At 71.5% G+C, this 13,846-nt stretch carries 17 protein-coding genes; 8 read left to right on the forward strand and 9 right to left on the reverse strand.

Annotation, left to right across the window (positions count from 1 at the left end):
• Window positions 1–95: 95 nt before the first annotated feature.
• From tatC to ACFY2Q_RS20005, 5 genes are all read right to left on the reverse strand, one after another.
• Window positions 96–1,049 (reverse strand): twin-arginine translocase subunit TatC, encoded by a 954-nt coding sequence (tatC, locus tag ACFY2Q_RS19985; protein ID WP_387132272.1) that lies wholly within the window; start codon window positions 1,047–1,049, stop codon window positions 96–98.
• A gap of 18 nt (window positions 1,050–1,067) precedes the next feature.
• Window positions 1,068–1,382, reverse strand: coding sequence for a Sec-independent protein translocase subunit TatA (gene tatA, locus ACFY2Q_RS19990; RefSeq protein ID WP_387132274.1), 315 nt, complete (start codon window positions 1,380–1,382; stop codon window positions 1,068–1,070).
• Between the two features lie 204 nt (window positions 1,383–1,586).
• Window positions 1,587–1,832: a hypothetical protein gene (locus ACFY2Q_RS19995; protein WP_387132276.1), complete on the reverse strand. Its 246-nt coding sequence runs from the start codon at window positions 1,830–1,832 to the stop codon at window positions 1,587–1,589.
• Window positions 1,833–1,842: 10 nt separating this feature from the next.
• On the reverse strand, window positions 1,843–2,946 hold the full coding sequence (locus ACFY2Q_RS20000) for a helix-turn-helix transcriptional regulator (protein WP_387132278.1): 1,104 nt from the start codon (window positions 2,944–2,946) through the stop codon (window positions 1,843–1,845).
• Window positions 2,943–3,941 carry a helix-turn-helix transcriptional regulator gene (locus ACFY2Q_RS20005; protein ID WP_387132280.1) on the reverse strand — a complete coding sequence of 333 codons (999 nt, stop codon included), beginning with the start codon at window positions 3,939–3,941 and terminating at the stop codon, window positions 2,943–2,945. The genes ACFY2Q_RS20000 and ACFY2Q_RS20005 overlap by 4 nt, the downstream gene beginning before the upstream one ends.
• Window positions 3,942–4,070: 129 nt before the next feature.
• On the opposite strand from ACFY2Q_RS20005, the gene ACFY2Q_RS20010 reads away from it, so the two are divergent.
• The gene (locus ACFY2Q_RS20010) at window positions 4,071–5,078 is read left to right on the forward strand and encodes a cation diffusion facilitator family transporter (RefSeq protein WP_387132282.1); all 1,008 of its coding nucleotides are present in this window, start codon (window positions 4,071–4,073) and stop codon (window positions 5,076–5,078) included.
• Window positions 5,079–5,131: 53 nt separating this feature from the next.
• On the forward strand, window positions 5,132–6,274 hold the full coding sequence (locus tag ACFY2Q_RS20015; RefSeq protein WP_387132284.1) for a DUF3866 family protein: 1,143 nt from the start codon (window positions 5,132–5,134) through the stop codon (window positions 6,272–6,274).
• On the opposite strand, the gene ACFY2Q_RS20020 is transcribed toward ACFY2Q_RS20015, so the two are convergent.
• The 4 genes from ACFY2Q_RS20020 to rfbA form a co-directional block, all read right to left on the reverse strand.
• Window positions 6,251–6,445, reverse strand: coding sequence for a hypothetical protein (locus tag ACFY2Q_RS20020; RefSeq protein ID WP_387132286.1), 195 nt, complete (start codon window positions 6,443–6,445; stop codon window positions 6,251–6,253). The two genes, ACFY2Q_RS20015 and ACFY2Q_RS20020, sit on opposite strands and share 24 nt — an antisense overlap.
• Window positions 6,446–6,512: 67 nt before the next feature.
• A complete protein-coding gene (pafA, locus tag ACFY2Q_RS20025) occupies window positions 6,513–7,871 on the reverse strand; it encodes a Pup--protein ligase (RefSeq protein ID WP_387132288.1) in 1,359 nt (452 codons plus the stop codon).
• 68 nt (window positions 7,872–7,939) lie between these two features.
• The gene (gene rfbC, locus ACFY2Q_RS20030) at window positions 7,940–8,563 is read right to left on the reverse strand and encodes a dTDP-4-dehydrorhamnose 3,5-epimerase (RefSeq protein WP_387132290.1); all 624 of its coding nucleotides are present in this window, start codon (window positions 8,561–8,563) and stop codon (window positions 7,940–7,942) included.
• A complete protein-coding gene (rfbA, locus tag ACFY2Q_RS20035) occupies window positions 8,560–9,447 on the reverse strand; it encodes a glucose-1-phosphate thymidylyltransferase RfbA (protein WP_387132292.1) in 888 nt (295 codons plus the stop codon). Before rfbA ends, rfbC begins: the two co-directional genes overlap by 4 nt.
• Before the next feature lie 90 nt (window positions 9,448–9,537).
• Between rfbA and rfbB the strand changes: the two genes are divergently transcribed.
• The 6 genes from rfbB (at window position 9,538) to ACFY2Q_RS20065 (ending at window position 13,771) form a co-directional block, all read left to right on the forward strand.
• Window positions 9,538–10,539, forward strand: coding sequence for a dTDP-glucose 4,6-dehydratase (gene rfbB, locus ACFY2Q_RS20040; RefSeq protein WP_387132294.1), 1,002 nt, complete (start codon window positions 9,538–9,540; stop codon window positions 10,537–10,539).
• Complete coding sequence (locus ACFY2Q_RS20045) at window positions 10,536–10,802, forward strand: hypothetical protein (RefSeq protein ID WP_387132296.1); 267 nt, start codon at window positions 10,536–10,538, stop codon at window positions 10,800–10,802. Before rfbB ends, ACFY2Q_RS20045 begins: the two co-directional genes overlap by 4 nt.
• The gene (locus ACFY2Q_RS20050; protein WP_387132298.1) at window positions 10,799–11,170 is read left to right on the forward strand and encodes a DUF2304 domain-containing protein; all 372 of its coding nucleotides are present in this window, start codon (window positions 10,799–10,801) and stop codon (window positions 11,168–11,170) included. Before ACFY2Q_RS20045 ends, ACFY2Q_RS20050 begins: the two co-directional genes overlap by 4 nt.
• Window positions 11,163–11,864, forward strand: a complete 702-nt coding sequence (locus ACFY2Q_RS20055; protein ID WP_387132300.1) for a glycosyltransferase family 2 protein — start codon at window positions 11,163–11,165, stop codon at window positions 11,862–11,864. Before ACFY2Q_RS20050 ends, ACFY2Q_RS20055 begins: the two co-directional genes overlap by 8 nt.
• Window positions 11,861–13,168, forward strand: coding sequence for a polysaccharide biosynthesis protein (locus ACFY2Q_RS20060; protein WP_387132302.1), 1,308 nt, complete (start codon window positions 11,861–11,863; stop codon window positions 13,166–13,168). The genes ACFY2Q_RS20055 and ACFY2Q_RS20060 overlap by 4 nt, the downstream gene beginning before the upstream one ends.
• A 351-nt stretch (window positions 13,169–13,519) precedes the next feature.
• Window positions 13,520–13,771, forward strand: coding sequence for a metal-sensitive transcriptional regulator (locus ACFY2Q_RS20065; RefSeq protein WP_387132521.1), 252 nt, complete (start codon window positions 13,520–13,522; stop codon window positions 13,769–13,771).
• The last annotated feature ends 75 nt before the right edge of the window (window positions 13,772–13,846 follow it).

Here is a 13,846-nt window from a genome sequence, read left to right on the forward strand (position 1 = left end):
CGCCGGTCGTGGCGGTGGGCGGTGGCGGGCTGACACGGCGACGCCGCCCCCGGCAGGCGGGGACGGCGTCAGCGGAACCAGTCGGCGCGCGGCCGTCAGGTCATGTCGTCGTAGCGACGCTCGATCGGCGCCGGCTTGGCGATCGGCTCGGGGGCGCCGATCGGTGCGGTCGCGTCCACCCGCTGCCCGGCCACGACCGGATCCGCGTCGAACTCCAACGGCGACACCTCGTCGTCGTCGAGGCCGGCGTAGACCTCCTTGCCGCGCCCACGCCGCTTGTCGTTGAGGAACGCGATGCCCACCGCCACGAAGTACAGCAGCGACAGCGACAGCGCCAGCAGCGTCATGCCGAACGGACCCGGATCAGGGGTAGCGATGGCAGCGAAGGCGAAGCAGATGAAGATCACCGCCCGCCACCAGCTCAGCAACCGGCGGGCACTGGCCACCCCGGTGAAGTTGAGCATCAGCAGGATGAGGGGAAACTCGAACGCCACCCCGAACAGCAGGATCATGTTCGTGACGAACGAGATGTAGCGGGTGACCTCCAACTGGGTGGAGAGGCCCGTTACGCCCGCCTCCAACAGGAACGCGAGGCCCTTGTCCACGACGAGGTACGCCAGCAGGGCACCACCGGCGAACAGCGGGGCCGCGATCGCGACGAAGACGTACGCCCACTTACGCTCGTGCCGGTGCAGGCCGGGAGCGATGAACGCCCAGAGCTGGTAGAGCCAGACCGGCGAGCCGGCGATCAAGCCGATCCAGAGCGCCAGCTTCAGCTTCAGGATGAAGCCGTCCGCCGGTGACAGCTGAAGGAACTGCTGACAGTTACCGAACGCGTCCCGCGCGTCCGGAAGGCTGCAGTACGGCTCCTTCAACAGGTTGAACGCCGGCTGGGCCAGGAAGAAGCCGAGGATCAGGCCGGCGACGATCGCCAGCGAGGCGCGGAACAGTCGGTCACGCAGCTCGCGGACGTGCTCGATGAGCGTCATCGAGCCGTCGGCGGCCCGCTCGAATGCCTTTGGGCCGCGCTTACGCAGTGCGAAGGCCACGGTGGTGGGGCCTCTCGGTCAGTTGTCGCGGACGCGGTGCACCGGGTCGGCGACCGGCTGCTGCGGCGCCTGCTGGTACGGCGCCTGCTGCGGCTGACCGACGTACGGTGCCTGCTGCCCGGCGTTCGGCGGCAGCGGCTGGTAGCCGGCCTGCGCGTCCGCCTTCTCGGCGAGGTTGTCGCGGTCGTCGTCCTGCAGGCTCTTGGTCTCGGCCTTGATGATCCGCAGCGAACGGCCGAGCGAGCGGGCCGCGTCGGGGAGCCGCTTCGCACCGAAGAGCAGGATCAGCACAACCACGAGAACCGCGATGTGCCACGGCTTGAGGGCACCCATGAGAAGCTCCAGTCGGTCTGTGTCCGGGGGTGGTACGCAGCCCATCGTACGTGCGGACGAGCCGATTGCCACCTGCGGGGCTGTGATGGTCCTGGCCCGGTCGGGTGAAGTCTTGACCAACCACGATGATCCGTCAACCGACGCCGAACGGTCGCTCCGGGCCTCCTGCTCGCCCTGTGCGGCAAGGGCGCTGACGCGCGTCGATCAGCCGCGCTTGGCCTTGATCAGGGCGAGGCGTTGCTGAGCGGTGTCGAGCTGCCGCTGGACCCCCTCGGCGCGCTGCTGCAACGCCTCGGCGGTCTCCCGCAGCATCTCGGCCTCGCCGGCCCGACGCTGCAACGCCACCGAGGCGCGTCGCAACTGGGGCAGTCGGGTCAGCACCGGTCGTACGGCAAGCGCGAGCACCACGAGCGGGAGCAGCACCACCGCGAGCACGATCCACGTCAACACGCCGGTCAGCCTACTGTGTGCGGCCGGCCGTCGCCGGATCGGCCGACGGCACGCCGAGCGGGCCGGACGTCGCGGCGGCGGAGGTAGCCGCGCCGGGCGTGGCCAGGTCGGCCTCCGGCCGCCGGGGCGTGGCGGTGGGCACGGGCACGGCGTACGCGTCGAGCGCGGCGGCGGTGGTCGCCCGGACCTGCTCGGCCAACTCGACGGGGGCGACCACAGTGACGTCCGGGCCGAGACCGAGCACGAACCGGCGAGCCCAGCCCAGGTCGGTCACCCGCAGCGAGACGAGCCACTGGTCGCCGTCACCGGCCTCCACCCGTTCACACGGGTAGTACTCGGTGATCCACCGCTCGCCCCGCCCGATGCGCAGGGTGATCAGCGGCAGGTCGGGCGACGGGCGGAACACGCCCTCGCTGAGGTCGTGCGGGACGGCCTGCGGCGGAACGGCGGCCGGCTCCTCCAGCTCGACGATCGCGTCGATCCGGTCGGCGCGGAACAGCCGGACCGCCTCGGCACGCCGGCACCACGCCTCCACGTACGCCCGGCCGCCGACCATCAGCATGCGCAGCGGGTCGATGACGCGGTCGGTGGTCTCGTCCCGCGCTGCCGTGTAGTAGGTGATCCGCAGCGCCCGGCCGCCCTCCACGGCGGCGCGCAGCGCCTCGACGCGCCGGTTGTCGCCGGGCAGCCGCACCGCCACCGGCGCGCCCACCAGGTCGCCCGCGGCGTCCTCGATCTTGGCGAGGGCCCGTTCGATGGCGTCCCGGTTGGCCACCCCGGGCGTCTCGGCGAGCATCCGCAGCGCCACCACGAGCGCGAGGGCCTCGTCGGGGGTGAGCCGCAGCGGCCTGTCGATCCCGGCGTCGTAGGTGATTGTCACCCGGTCACCGTCGAACGCCATGTCGATCAGGTCACCGGGGCCGTAGCCGGGCAGCCCGCACACCCAGAGCAGCTCCAGGTCCTCCCGGAGCTGGCGTTCGGTGACACCCAGGTCACCGGCCGCCTCGGCGATCTCGATGCCGGGCCGGGCAAGCAGGTAGGGCACCAGGTTGAGCAGCCGGGCCAGCCGGTCGGCGGAGGCCCGGGAACCGCCCCGGGCAGCCGGCCGGGTCACCGGGCACCTCCCGTGGCGGCCAGCTCGTCGTGTCGGGCGGCGATCTCCTTGAGCCGCTGGATGACCGCCTCGCGGACCTCCGGCGGGTCGAGCACCCGCACGTCCGGGCCGTAACCGACGAGTTGACCGGCAAGCCCGTCCGGGTCGGCGTACGGCAGGACCAGCCGGTCGCCGTCCGGACCGGCGGTCACCTCCACCGCCCAGCGACGCAGACCGGCGGCCCGGCCCGGCGCGGCGAGCACTGTCGCACGGCCGGTGCGCTCCACCGGGCCCGACCAGCGCGCCACGTGGCTGATCAGGTCGACGCCGGCCGGCGGCTCGTAGGCGCCGGGCGCGCCTGTCACCCGGACCGCGCCGACGACGCGGGACAGGCGGAAGCAGCGGGCGGCCTCGCGGTCCAGGTCGTGGCCGACCACATACCACCGGCCACGCCAGCAGACCACGCCCCAGGGCTGCAACCGCCGACGGCTCGGCGCGTCCCGATCGGGTACGCGGTAGTCGAACCCCACCTCGCGACGGTCCCGCGCGGCGGTGGTCAGCGGCGCGAACGACGGGTCGACGGTGACCATCGGCTCCAGACCCAGTGTGGCCTGCGGATCGACGTCCACCCCCGCGGCGCGTAGCTTGGCCAGCCCGGACGACGCGGCCGCCGCCAACCCGGCGTGCTGCCACAGGCGAGCGGCGATGCCCACCGCGGCGGCCTCGTCCGGCTCGAGCGGGATGTCGGGCAACGCGTATTCACGGTGGGCGATCCGGTAGCCGGGCTCGGCGTCGAAGACACTTGCCGTGCCGGTCTCCAACGGAACACCCAGCTCGCGCAGCTCGGCCTTGTCCCGTTCGAATTTGCGCTGGAACGCCTCGTGGTCACGCGCGTCGTCCGGATCGTGCTCGTAACCGGGCACGGTCGCGGCGATCTGCGCGGCGGTCAGGAACCGTCGCGTGGACAGCAGGCAGATCACCAGGTTGACCAGGCGTTCGGTGCGGGTCCGCGACACGGGTAGACGCTAGCAGCCGACACCGCCGAGGCGTGCACCCGCGCGGGGTGTGCCGCACACTTGTTCGGATCGGTGGTGATCATCGCGCCTACCGGGCGCGGCACTGACGCCGGCCATAGTGTGGCCCTCATGGCACAACCGGAGATGAAGACCGAGAGCGAGAGCGTCGGCACGGTGGTCGTCGCCGGCGCCGCCAACCTCGCCATCGCCATCGCCAAGCTGGTCGCCGGGCTGATCTCCGGCTCGGCGGCGATGCTCTCCGAGGCGGCGCACTCGATCGCCGACACCACCACCGAGGTGCTGCTCTTCCAGGCGCTGCGCCGGGGCGCCCGGCCGGCGGACCCCCGCCACCCCTTCGGGTACGGCAAGGAAAGCTACGTGTGGGCGTTCTTCGCCGCGATGTTCACATTCGTGGCCGGCGCCGGTTTCGCCGTCACCCACGGCGTCACCACGATCCTCGTACACGAGCACAGCGGCGACTACCTGATCTCGTACGTCGTGCTGGCCGTGTCGTTCGTCATCGAGTCGATCTCGCTGGCGCGGGCCGTGCGGCAGGTCCGCCGCGAGTCCCGGCGCTGGCAGACCACCCCCCGGCGGTTCCTGCGGCTGACCGCCGACACCACAGTCAAGGCGGTCTTCCTGGAGGACAGCGCGGCCCTGATCGGGCTGCTGCTGGCGGCGCTCGGTGTGGGCCTGTCCGAGGCCACCGGCGACGAGGTGTGGGACGGCATCGCCTCGATCCTGATCGGGGTGCTGCTGCTGATCGTCGCCGCCATCCTGGCCAGCAACAACCTGTCGCTGCTTGTCGGCCGGGCGGTCCCGGAGCGGCTGCGCCGCGAGATCGAACACGACCTGGCCGGCCTGCCCGAGGTCGAGCGGATCGACACCCTGCTGACCATGCAACTCGGCCCGGACGACGTGCTTGTCGCCGCGAAGGTCGACTTCCGCGACGAGGCCACCGGCGCGGCCATCGAGGCCACCGCCGACGAGGCCGAGCGGCGGCTCACCGAGCGGTACCCGGAGATCCGCTACGTCTTCCTCGACCCCACCCGCTCGCTGCCCGGGGCCGCTGGGAAGGCCCGCGACACCCAGGCCCGGCCGAACGAGGACGCCGGCGGCGAACCCGACCCGACCTGAGCCGGCGGCACCCGGACGCGGGACGGCGGGCACCCGCCGCTAGCGTGCCCGTCATGGTGCGATGGCGGGCGGGGACGGTGGCGGGGCTGCGACGGCAGTGGACCGGGGCGGTGGAGCTCGACGTCGACCTGCCCGACGGCACCCGGATGCGGGCGCTCGCCTATCCCGAGCTGGTCGGCACGCCCGAGCCCGGCGACCGGGTGCTGCTCAACGCCGGCGCGCTGCTGATGGGGTTGGGCACCGGCGGGTACGCCCTGGTGGTGGCCCTGCCGGACCGACTGCCGCCCGACCCGCCGCAGGCCCTCGACACCCGCGACGCCGGGCACCTCGTCAAGGCCCGCTACACGCCGCTGCAACCGATCCTGCTCGGCGTCGACGAGGAGGCGTCGCCGCACCGTGACGTGCTCGCCGACGCCGACGACCTGGGCGGGATGCCCGTGGTCACCGCCGATCTGCACTCGGCGCTGCCGGCGATCCTGGCCGGCATCCGGGCCGACGCTCCACAGGCCCGGGTGGCGTACCTGCTGACCGACGGCGGGGCGTTGCCGGCCTGGTTCTCCCGCACCCTGGCCGGGCTGCGCGCCGACCTGGCGGGCACGATCACCGTCGGGCAGGCGTTCGGCGGCGATCTGGAGGCCACCACCCTGCACGGCGGGCTGCTCGCCGCCCGCCACGTGCTCGACGCCGACGTGGCAATCGTGGCGCAGGGGCCGGGCAACCTGGGCACCGGCACCCGGTGGGGATTCTCCGGAGTGGCCGTCGGCGAGGCCGTCAACGCGATCGTCACGCTCGGCGGTCGGGCGGTCGGCTCACTACGGATCTCCGACGCCGACGCCCGCCCCCGGCACCGGGGCGTGTCGCACCACAGCCTCACCGCGTACGGCCGGGTGGCGCTTGCTCCCGCGGATCTGGTCGTGCCGGAGGGCCTGGCCCCGGCGCTGGCCGCCGAGGTGGACAGGGCGCTGGCGCCGCTCGCGGCCCGGCACCGGATCGTGCGGGTGCCCACCGCCGGCCTCGACGCCGCGCTGCGGGCCAGCACCGTGCCGCTGTCCACGATGGGCCGCGGCCTCGACGCCGACCACGCCTACTTCCTGGCGGCAGCCGCCGCCGGCCGCCACGCGGCAGCCCACCTCCCCCACCCGTCGATCACGGACGGGGAAAGAGTCGGGCGGTCAGGAGAGGAAGATCAGGGCTAGCCAACCGCCGACGAGGAGCGCCAGGGCCAGGGCCAGCACCCACGTCGGCACCGTGTATTCGCCGCGTCGGTTGCGGTCGATCTCGGCGCGGATCTTCTCCCGCCGGCGTTCGACCCAGTTCTGCCGCGCGGTGCCGCTGTCGGGGCGGTCGGAAGGTCCAGAAGTCGTCATGGCGCGCCCAGCCTACCGGGCCGGTCGGCCCCACCGGTGATGACCACCGGCAGGGCCGACACACCCGTCACATGCTGGCGATGAGCCGTTCCACCCGCTCGTCGTACGCGCGGAACGGGTCCTTGCAGAGCACTGTGCGCTGCGCCTGGTCGTTGAGCTTCAGGTGCACCCAGTCGACGGTGAAGTCCCGCCGCTTCTCCTGGGCGTGCCTGATGAACTCGCCGCGCAGCCGCGCCCGGGTGGTCTGCGGCGGGGTCTCCTTGGCCTCGAAGATCTCCGGGTCGGTGGCCACCCGGTCGACCTCGCCGCGGCGCTCCAGCAGCCCGTAGAGGCCGCGACCGCGACGCACGTCGTGGTAGGCCAGATCCAACTGCGCCACCCGGGGGTGCGACAGCGGCAGGTCGTGCTTGCGCTGGTAGCGCTCGATCAGCCGCAGCTTGCTCACCCAGTCGATCTCCCGGGACACCGGCTCCAGGTCGCCGGTCTCCACCGCGCGCAGAACCCGGCCCCACAGCTCGACGACCCGCTTGGCGGCCTGGTCGCCACCCCGGCGCTCGACGAACTCGGTGGCCTTGGCCAGGTATTCCTGCTGGATGTCGAGCGCGCTGACCTCCTTGCCGGAGGCCAACCGCACCTTGCGCCGGCCGGTGATGTCGTGCGACACCTCGCGGATCGCCCGGATCGGGTTCTCCAGCGACAGGTCGCGCATCACCACCCCGGCCTCGATCATCCGCAGCACGATGTCGGCGGTGCCGACCTTGAGCAGCGTGGTGACCTCGTTCATGTTCGAGTCGCCGACGATGACGTGCAGCCGCCGGTACCGCTCGGCGTCGGCATGCGGCTCGTCCCGGGTGTTGATGATCGGGCGGCTGCGGGTGGTCGCCGACGAGACGCCCTCCCAGATGTGCTCGGCCCGCTGTGACAGGCAGTAGACCGCACCGCGCGGGGTCTGCAGGACCTTGCCGGCCCCGCAGATCAACTGCCGGGTGACAAGGAACGGGATGAGCACGTCGGCGAGTCGGCCGAACTCGCCGTGCCGGGAGACCAGGTAGTTCTCGTGGCACCCGTACGAGTTGCCGGCCGAGTCGGTGTTGTTCTTGAACAGGTAGATCTCACCTGCGATGCCCTCGTCGTGCAGACGCTTCTCCGCGTCGACGAGCAGCCCCTCCAGGATCCGTTCGCCGGCCCGGTCGTGGGCGACCAGGTCGGTCACCGAGTCGCACTCCGGTGTGGCGTACTCCGGATGCGACCCGACGTCCAGGTAGAGACGGGCCCCATTGCGCAGGAACACGTTGCTCGACCGGCCCCAGGACACGACGCGTCGGAACAGATACCGCGCGACCTCGTCCGGGGACAGCCGCCGCTGCCCGCGATAGGTGCAGGTGACGCCGTACTCGGTCTCGAGGCCGAAGATTCGCCGCTCCATGGTGTGACATTAGCCGCCCGGAGGCCCCGTTTGTCACTGTCACACCACAGGTGGTACGCCGGGCGTGGTCACATACCGGTTGAGTGCGACATTCCGTCCGGCCCGAGGCTCGCCACGAACCGCTGGCACGTGTCGTACTCCGGCAGCATGCCGCGCTCCCGGGCCTGCGCGAGGGTCGGCGCCGCGTCGTCGCGGGCGGACAGCAGCGGGACGTCGGCCGGCCAGTCGATGCCCAGCTCCTCGTCCAGCGGGTGCACCCCGTGCTCGCCGGTCGGGTTGTACGTGGCCGAGCAGAGGTAGCTGAGCGTCGCGTCGTCGGTAAGCGCGCAGAAGCCGTGCCCGAGGCCCTCGCCGATGTAGACCGCCCGCCTGTCGGTGTCGTCCAGCCGGACGCCCTCCCACCTGCCGAAGGTAGGCGAGCCCACCCGCAGGTCCACGATCACGTCGAGGACGGCGCCGCGGACGCAGGTGACGTACTTGGCCTGGCCGGGCGGCACGTCGGCGAAGTGGATGCCGCGCACCACGCCGCGCGCCGAGACCGACATGTTGGCCTGGGCCAGGCGCAGCGGGTGGCCGACGGCGTCGGCGAGCCTGTCGAAGCGGTACCACTCCATGAACATGCCGCGCGGGTCGCCGTGCTGCTGGGGGGTGATCTCCCAGGCGCCCTCGATGCCCAGCTCGCGGATCTTCACCGGCCCACCTGCCGCTCGTGCTTCTCGGCCAGCAGGCCGAGCAGGTAGTCGCCGTAGCCGCTCTTGATCAGCGGCTCGGCGAGAGCGCGCAGCTGGTCGTCGTCGATCAGGCCGGCCCGCCAGGCCACCTCCTCGACACAGCCGATCTTCAGGCCCTGCCGCTCCTCGATGACCCGGACGAACTCGCCGGCCTGCATCATCGAGTTGAACGTGCCGGTGTCCAGCCAGGCGGTGCCCCGGTCGAGCAGCGTGACGGACAGCTCGCCGTTCTCCCGGTACGTCTCGTTGATCGCGGTGATCTCCAGCTCGCCCCGGGCGCTGGGGGTGAGCTTGCTGGCGATCTCGACCACCCGGTTGTCGTAGAAGTACAGGCCGGGCACCGCGTAGCGGGACTTCGGCCGGACCGGCTTCTCCTCGATCGAGAGCACCCGGCCGTCGGCGTCGAAGTCGACAACGCCGTACGCCTCGGGGTTGGCCACCGGGTACGCGAACACCCGGCCGCCGACCAGGTCGCCGTGTGCGGCCAACTGCCGGCCCAGGCCGACGCCGTGGAAGATGTTGTCGCCGAGGATCAGCGCGACGGACTCGTCGCCGATGAAGTCGGCGCCCAGCACGAACGCCTGCGCGATGCCCTCCGGGCGGGCCTGCGTGACGTACTCCAGCCGCAGCCCGAACTGGCTGCCGTCGCCGAGCAGCCGGCGGAACTGGTCCTGGTCCTCCGGTGTGGTGATCACCAGGATCTCCCGAACCCCGGACATCACCAGGGTGGAGAGGGGATAGTAGATCATCGGCTTGTCGAACACCGGCATCAGCTGCTTGGACACTGCCCGGGTGATCGGCCAGAGCCGGGAACCAGTGCCGCCAGCGAGTAGGATTCCGCGCACCGGGGGAGCTTAGCCGCACCACCAAGCTCCGGCATGTCGGCGGTCTGCCGCCGTCAGCCAACCCATCGGTTCGCGTACACTCCTGGACCCGTGAGGATCCTCGTCACCGGCGGTGCCGGCTTCATCGGTTCGGAGTACGTCCGCATGCTGCTGGGCGTGCCTGGTGGCAGCGCCTCGGGCGTGCCCGCGGTCGATCCCGCCACCGTGACAGTGCTCGACAAACTGACCTACTCGGGCAACCTGGCGAACCTCGACCCGGTGCGCGACGACCCCCGGCTGCGCTTCGTGCAGGGCGACATCTGCGACCCGACCGCCGTCGACGAGGTGGTCGCCGGGCACGACGTGATCGTGCACTTCGCCGCCGAATCGCACGTCGACCGCTCGATCGCCGGCGCCGCGCCCTTCGTCACCACAAACGTGCTGGGCACCCAGACGCTGTTGGACGCCGCCCTGCGACACGGCACCTCCCGTTTCGTGCACGTCTCCACCGACGAGGTGTACGGCTCGATCGACGAGGGCTCGTGGACCGAGACGTGGCCGCTCGCCCCGAACTCCCCGTACTCGGCCTCGAAGGCCGGCTCGGACCTGCTGGCCCTGGCCTACCACCGCACCCACGGCATGGACGTGGTGGTCACCCGCTGCTCCAACAACTACGGGCCGTACCAGTTCCCGGAGAAGGTCATCCCGCTGTTCGTCACCAACCTGCTCGACGGCGGCACCGTTCCGCTCTACGGCGACGGTGGCAACGTCCGCGACTGGCTGCACGTGCACGACCACTGCCGGGGCATCGCGATGGTCCAGCAGAAGGGCCGCGCGGGCGAGGTCTACAACATCGGCGGCGGCACCGAGCTGACCAACAAGGAGCTCACCGGCCTGCTCCTGGACGCCTGCGGCGCCGGCTGGGACCGGGTCGTCCCGGTCGCCGACCGCAAGGGCCACGACCGCCGCTACTCGCTGGCCATCACCAAGATCAATCAAGAGCTGGGGTACGCCCCCAGCATCGACCTCGCCGACGGCCTGGCGCAGACCGTGCAGTGGTACCGCGACAACCGGGCCTGGTGGGAGCCGCTGAAGGCGGCACCGACCGCATGACCCGACCGCTCGTCACCGGCGTCGGCCGTGCCATCTGGCCCGGCCCGCACCGGTCGGTGTTAGCGCTGGGTGGCTGGGATTCCGACCGGTTCCGGCCGATCAGCGACGACCTGTCCTCCCGTTCCGTCCCCCGACGGGCGTACAGTCTGCTAGGGCACGGCCGTTGGGCCGCCATGGGTGTGCCACCCCTCGAGGGCTGGCGCACCACCCTGGCCGCCGCGTTCGCCTCCGCCGCTCCACCCTCCTCGTGGAAGGTCGCATGAAGCTCACCCTCGTCACCGGCTTGACCGGCTTGATACTGCTGGCCACGATCGTCGAGCTGCTGCGCCGCCGGCAGCTCCGCGAGAAGTACGGCATGCTCTGGCTCGGCGTCCTGGTGATCGTCATCCCGCTGTCGCTGTTCCCCCGCCTGCTGGACAACGTCGCCGAGTTGCTCGGAGTCGCCTCCGGCGTGAGCCTTGTGCTCTTCCTCGGCATCGTCTTCCTGCTGCTGGTCTGCGTGCACCTCAGCTGGGAGGTCAGCGCCCTGGAGGAAGAGACCCGCACCCTGGCCGAAGACTTCGCTCTGCTCCGCGCCGAGATCGACGCGGACCGGGCGGCCCGAGACGAACTGGTGTCGCACGATGGTTAACGGCAAGCGGGTCCTGATCATCATCCCGGCGCTCAACGAGTCCGGCTCGATCGCCGAGGTGGTCGGCGAGGTCCGAGGCGAGTTGCCGGGTGTCGACGTGCTCGTCGTCGACGACGGCTCCACCGACCGCACCGCCGCCGTAGCCGCCGCCGCTGGCGCCCGGGTCGCCAAACTGCCCTACAACCTGGGTGTTGGCGGCGCCATGCGGCTGGGCTACCGCTACGCCCGGGACCACGACTACGACGTGGCCATCCAGATCGACGCGGACGGCCAGCACGATCCCCGATACGTGCCGAAGCTCGTCGACCTGCTCGACGAGACGGATCTGGTGATCGGCGCCCGGTTCGCCGGTGAGGGCGACTACACCGTCCGCGGCCCCCGCCGCTGGGCCATGGTCATGCTCTCCGGCGTGCTGTCCCGCGTCGCCCACACCAAGCTCACCGACACCACCTCCGGGTTCCGGGCCGCCAACCGTCGGGTGATCGACATGTTCGCCACGTGGTATCCGGTGGAATACCTGGGCGACACCGTCGAGACGCTCGTGCACACCGCCCGGCGCGGTTACACCATCCGGCAGGTGCCGGTGGCCATGCGCAAGCGGATGGCGGGCACCCCCAGCCACTCCCCCGCCAAGGCCATGATCTACCTCGGCCGCGCGTTCGCCGTGCTCACGTTGGCGCTCATCCGCAGGTGATCCGGCGGCTCCTGAGTCTGGTCCCACCGGGCACCCTCGCCGTCGGCGCGGGCCTGGCCCTTCTGGGGCTCGCCTCCTACGTTCACCTGGCTGTCGCCGGGCACAGCCTCACCGTCGCGGACTACTCGTCGCTGTCGGTGCTCTGGACGATCGTCTTCACCCTCGGCATCGGCCTGTTCATGCCCGTCGAGCAGGAGGTCGCCCGGCTCGTGGCCGGGCGACACAGCCAGGGCCTGCCGCCCGGGCCGGTGCTGGCGCGGGGGGCCGCTCTGGCCCTCGGCCTGCTCGTCGCCATCGTCGCGCTGATCATCGCCGCGCGGGGGCCGCTCACCGACCGGTTCTTCGCTGGCGACAGCCGCATGGTCACCGTGCTGATCGGGTCGCTCGCCGCGCTCGCCGTCGCGCACACCACCCGCGGTGTGCTCTCCGGCCTGCAACTGTTCCCCTGGTACGGCACCCAACTCGGCGTCGACGGCGGTCTGCGCATCGTTCTCGTCGCCGTACTCGGCCTGACCGGCGTCACCTCCCCCATCTGGTTCGGCGCGGTGCTCATCGTCGCGCCGCTGATCGGGGTGGCGCTCACCGCCCCGCCGGTGCTGCGTGCCCTCGGCGGTGGCGTCCCGATGGCCTGGGCGCCGATACTGCGCGGCCTCGGCCTGCTCATCGTGTCCAGCCTGCTCTCCCAGGTCGTGGTCAACATCGGCGTGATCAACGTTCGGGTGCTGGACCCGTCCGACGTCGCCACCGCCGGTGCGCTGCTCTCCGCGCTGGTGCTCGTCCGGATCCCGCTGTTCGTCTTCGCCTCGCTCCAGGCCTCCCTGCTGCCCGGCCTCGCCACGAGCGCCACCACCGGCGACCGCACCGGCTTCCACAGCCTGCTGCGCCGGGCACTTGGTGTGGTCACCGCGCTCGGCCTCACCGGCGCCGTGGTCGCCGTGCTGCTCGGGCCATGGCTGGTGCAGACCCTCTTCGACGCGCCGGACGTCCTCGGCCACGGCGACTTCGCGTGGCTCGCCGCAGCCACCCTCGCCTACCTGTGGGCGATGGTGCTCGGCCAGGGGTTGCTCGCCCTCGACAGGCACCGGGCCCAGGCCGCGGCGTGGGCCGTCGGCGTGGCGGCGCTCGTCGTCGCCACCCTCGCCCCGGTCTCCACCGCGCTGCGGGTCGAGCTCGGTTACACCATCGGCTCCGTGGTGGTCGCCGCCACCATGATCGTCCTGCTTCGCGCCCGCACCGCCAATGCGGATTCCGTCCCGTCGCCGACCCGCGAGGCTGTCACGCCGGGAGTGCCCGGAGGGGCCTGACCCCTCGAGGTCAGTGGTCACACTGGTCGCCGGGTCCATCATCACCTCGACCTGGTCCGCACCTCGCGGTTGCCGCGGGCTCAGCGTGGTGGGTGGGGGTGGGCGTCGCGCAGCGCGGTGTTCTGACGGGTGATCGACTCGGTTCCCTGGAAGTCGGGGTGTCCCAGCACGTCGGATGCCCCGATTTCCAGGAACGCGAGCCGATCATGGCTGTTCTGGGGTGACGCACCGCACCGTGGCGTCGGAACAGATACCCCCGGGGGTATGTTGGACCGAGACAGTAGGGTGTGGAACATACCCCCGGGGGTATGTTGGCGAAGGAGGTGGGTGCACATGGAGATGGGTCCGATCATGCTGAAGGACGCGCTGACCCGACTGAAGCGGGCGCAGGGGCAACTCGGCGCCGTGATCGCGATGATCGAGAACGGTGACGACTGCAAGCAGGTCCTCACCCAACTTGCCGCCGTGTCCAGCGCTGTCGACCGAGCGGGCTTCAAGATCATCGCTACTGGCATGCGGGAGTGCCAGGCTGCCCGTGGGCGCGGCGAGGAGCCGCCGATGAGTGAAGAAGAGCTCGAGAAGCTGTTCCTGGCCCTCTCCTGACCTACCGGAGATCGTCGCGCGCCGGGGGGACGCCCCGGTGCATTCCACGTCCCCCTGGGTACGCCGCCTGTGCGA

The sequence above is a fragment of the Micromonospora sp. NPDC000316 genome (assembly GCF_042898885.1).
Taxonomy (GTDB): Bacteria; Actinomycetota; Actinomycetes; order Mycobacteriales; family Micromonosporaceae; genus Micromonospora.

Excerpts from the sequence above, each read along its gene's own strand:
- ACFY2Q_RS20050 (WP_387132298.1), top strand. The coding sequence starts at position 10,799 with ATGAAGCTCACCCTCGTCACCGGCTTGACCGGCTTGATACTGCTGGCC.
- pafA (WP_387132288.1), bottom strand. The coding sequence starts at position 7,871 with ATGGAGCGGCGAATCTTCGGCCTCGAGACCGAGTACGGCGTCACCTGC.
- ACFY2Q_RS20020 (WP_387132286.1), bottom strand. The coding sequence starts at position 6,445 with ATGACGACTTCTGGACCTTCCGACCGCCCCGACAGCGGCACCGCGCGG.
- ACFY2Q_RS20015 (WP_387132284.1), top strand. The coding sequence starts at position 5,132 with ATGGTGCGATGGCGGGCGGGGACGGTGGCGGGGCTGCGACGGCAGTGG.
- ACFY2Q_RS20045 (WP_387132296.1), top strand. The coding sequence starts at position 10,536 with ATGACCCGACCGCTCGTCACCGGCGTCGGCCGTGCCATCTGGCCCGGC.
- ACFY2Q_RS20065 (WP_387132521.1), top strand. The coding sequence starts at position 13,520 with ATGCTGAAGGACGCGCTGACCCGACTGAAGCGGGCGCAGGGGCAACTC.
- ACFY2Q_RS20055 (WP_387132300.1), top strand. The coding sequence starts at position 11,163 with ATGGTTAACGGCAAGCGGGTCCTGATCATCATCCCGGCGCTCAACGAG.
- tatA (WP_387132274.1), bottom strand. The coding sequence starts at position 1,382 with ATGGGTGCCCTCAAGCCGTGGCACATCGCGGTTCTCGTGGTTGTGCTG.
- ACFY2Q_RS20010 (WP_387132282.1), top strand. The coding sequence starts at position 4,071 with ATGGCACAACCGGAGATGAAGACCGAGAGCGAGAGCGTCGGCACGGTG.